The organism is Blastococcus sp. SYSU DS1021, assembly GCF_054050995.1.
In genome coordinates this window covers 1-2,967 of record NZ_JBJHAL010000051.1, presented here as the reverse complement: position 1 = coordinate 2,967, position 2,967 = coordinate 1, and the positions used below count along the sequence as shown (strand labels likewise).

The following is a 2,967-nucleotide window of genomic DNA, read 5'->3' as shown; positions in this document are numbered from 1 at the left end:
CGGTGGTGCCCCACGCCCCCCCGGAGCCCGGCCCCCCCCCCCCCGGGGGGTTTTTGTACCAATGATTAAATTATCGGGGGGGGGGGGGGGGGCTCCCCCCCCCCCCCCGGTTCCCGTAGGGACGACCGCGCTGCTCGACCTCGACGAGGTCGGCGGCCGGGTGGAACGCACCGAGCTCCCGGGGGGCCTGCGGGTGCTCACCGAGAGCATGCCGGGCGTGCTGTCGGCGACGCTCGGCATCTGGGTGGGCGTCGGGTCGCGGGACGAGACGCCGGCCGTCGCCGGCTCGTCGCACTTCCTGGAGCACCTGCTGTTCAAGGGGACGACGTCGCGCGGCGCGCTGGAGATCGCGACGGCCATGGACGCGGTCGGCGGTGAGATGAACGCGTTCACCGCGAAGGAGCACACCTGCTACTACGCGAACGTGCTCGCCAGCGACCTGCCGCTCGCGGTGACGTTGCTGGCCGACCTGGTCACCGACGCCACCAACACCGCCGCGGACCTGGAGTCGGAGCGGACGGTGGTGCTCGAGGAGATCGCCATGCGCGACGACGAGCCCTCCGACGCGGTGCACGACCTGTTCGCCGAGGTCCTGTACGGCGACACCTCCCTGGGCCGCTCGGTGCTCGGCACCGTCGAGTCGATCGAGGGGCTCACGCGGGACGACGTCGACGGCTGGTACCGGTCCCGCTACGCCGTGCCCTCGATCGTCGTGACCGCGGCCGGGCGGGTGGAGCACCAGCAGGTGCTCGACCTCGTGGCGAAGGCCTTCGGCGACCGGCTCTCCGGCGCCGGCCGCCCGGCGCCGCTGCGCACCGGGGACCTCGTCCTCGAGCGGCCGGCGCGGCCCACCGGACTGATCTCCCGCCGGACCGAGCAGACGCACCTGTTGCTCGGCACGCCCGCCATGGGCCGGCAGGACGAGCGCCGTTACGTGGCCGCAGTCCTCGACGCCGCCGTCGGGGGTGGCATGAGCTCGCGGTTGTTCCAGGAGATCCGCGAGAAGCGGGGCCTGGTGTACAGCGTCGGTTCGGCGCTCACCCACTACGCCGGTGCGGGCGCGTTCTCCGTCTACGCCGGCTGCTCGAAGAAGCGGGTGCCCGAGGTGCTGCGGCTGATCCGCGAGGAGCTCGGCCGGGTGGCGGTCGACGGGCTCACCGCCGACGAGGTCGCCCGGGCCCGGGGTCAGCTCAAGGGTGGGTTGGTGCTCGGGCTCGAGGACACCGGCTCCCGGATGAGCCGGCTCGGCAAGAGCGAGCTCTCCTACGGCGAGTACGTCCCGGTCCGGGACGTGCTGGCCCGCATCGAGGCGGTCGACGAGGGGCAGGTCCGCTCGGTGGCGGCCGAGCTGTTCGGCCGGGAGACCTGCCTGGCCGTGGTCGGCCCCTACCGTGAGTCCGACCTCGACCGGCTCTGACGTGCGCGACGGAGGGCAGGCACTGCCCCAGGTGGCGTTCGGCCTGGTGCTGGCGGCGTCCCTGGTGATCCTCTTCCTGCCCTCCTCGGGCGTGCCCACCGCACCGCCCGGGACGGACAAGGCGGTGCACCTGGCGCTCTTCGCCGTGCTCGCGGCCACGGGCCGGTGGGCCGGGGTGCGGACGCCGCGGCTGGCCGCGGGGCTCGTCGCCTACGCCGTCCTCAGCGAGCTGGTCCAGGGGCTCGCCCCGCTGGGCCGTTCCGCCTCGGTGGCGGACGGCGCCGCCGATGTCGCCGGCGTCGCCGTCGGGCTCCTGGTCTGGCACTGGCGGGAACGCCGGGCACGCTGATCCGGACCCCTGTCTTGCATCGGGACGCCGGGCCGGGAAACCTGGCCGCGTGACGACGAGCCCGACCGGCCAGCAGCCCACCTCGACCGATGCGGGGTCCCCGCTCATCCCGGTGGGGGTGCTCGGCGCCCGCGGCCGGATGGGCACCGAGGTGGTCAAGGCGGTGAACCAGGCCGACGACCTCGAGCTGGTGGCGATGGTCGACGACGGCGACTGGCTGTTCAACGTGGCCGACGCCGGAGCGCAGGTCGTCGTCGACTTCACCCGCCCGGACGTGGTCATGGACAACATCCGGTTCTGCATCGACAACAACATCCACTGCGTCGTGGGGACGACCGGCTTCGACGAGGCCCGTCTGGCCACCGTGGCCGAGTGGCTGGAGCCGAAGCCGGAGGTGGGCGTCGTCATCGCGCCCAACTTCGGCATCGGGGCGGTCCTGCTCATGCGCTTCGCCCAGGAGGCGGCCCGCTTCTTCCCGTCCGTCGAGGTCGTCGAGCTGCATCACCCCGGCAAGGTGGACGCCCCCTCGGGGACGGCGCTGCGCACCGCCCGTCTGGTGGCGTCGGCCCGCCGGGCGGCCGGGATGGCCCCCGTCCCCGATGCGACGACCGACGAGCTCCCGGGTGCGCGCGGCACCGATGTCGAGGGGGTGCACGTTCACGCGGTCCGGCTCGCCGGGCTGGTGGCGCACCAGGAGGTGCTGTTCGGGGCGGCGGGGGAGTCCCTGACCCTGCGGCACGACTCGTACGACCGCGCCTCGTTCATGCCGGGTGTGCTGCTCGCCGTCCGGGAGATCGGCCGGCGCCCCGGCCTGACGGTGGGCATCGAGAGCTTCCTGGGGCTCTAGAAGGACCCCGTCCTCCTCACGCCTCGCAGGCTCGGCGCGAGCCTCTGGACGGGGCCGGTCCAGCACGTCACCGAGGGGTGGCGCGCGTCACGGGACCCGGGCTTGCGCACCGGCCGGAGAAGTCGTGTATGGTTCTCCATGCGCCGCGCGGCCCGGAAGGGCCGCCGGACCGGGGCCCGGGTAGCGGGTCACTGGAAACCGGCGTAGAGTTGGACATCCAGCCAGGAACGAAGCCCGCGAGGGTCTAGTTCTTGCGCGTCCGCTCCTTGAGAACTCAACAGCGTGCCGAAAGTCAGTGCCAAGTAATACCCCGTGCCCTGGCCACTGTGTGGTTGGGGCTGGGATTCCTTTGGT

General features: G+C 73.0%; 3 protein-coding genes. All 3 read left to right on the top strand.

Annotated features, from left to right (window positions below):
• Positions 1–160 precede the first annotated feature (160 nt).
• The 3 genes from ACI8AP_RS20965 to dapB are packed head-to-tail and all read left to right on the top strand — an operon-like array spanning position 161 to position 2,613.
• On the top strand, positions 161–1,417 hold the full coding sequence (locus ACI8AP_RS20965; protein ID WP_456591308.1) for a M16 family metallopeptidase: 1,257 nt from the start codon (positions 161–163) through the stop codon (positions 1,415–1,417).
• 1 nt (position 1,418) lies between these two features.
• Positions 1,419–1,766 (top strand): VanZ family protein, encoded by a 348-nt coding sequence (locus ACI8AP_RS20960; protein ID WP_456591307.1) that lies wholly within the window; start codon positions 1,419–1,421, stop codon positions 1,764–1,766.
• Between the two features lie 49 nt (positions 1,767–1,815).
• Positions 1,816–2,613 carry a 4-hydroxy-tetrahydrodipicolinate reductase gene (gene dapB, locus ACI8AP_RS20955; RefSeq protein ID WP_456591306.1) on the top strand — a complete coding sequence of 266 codons (798 nt, stop codon included), beginning with the start codon at positions 1,816–1,818 and terminating at the stop codon, positions 2,611–2,613.
• Positions 2,614–2,967 lie beyond the last annotated feature (354 nt).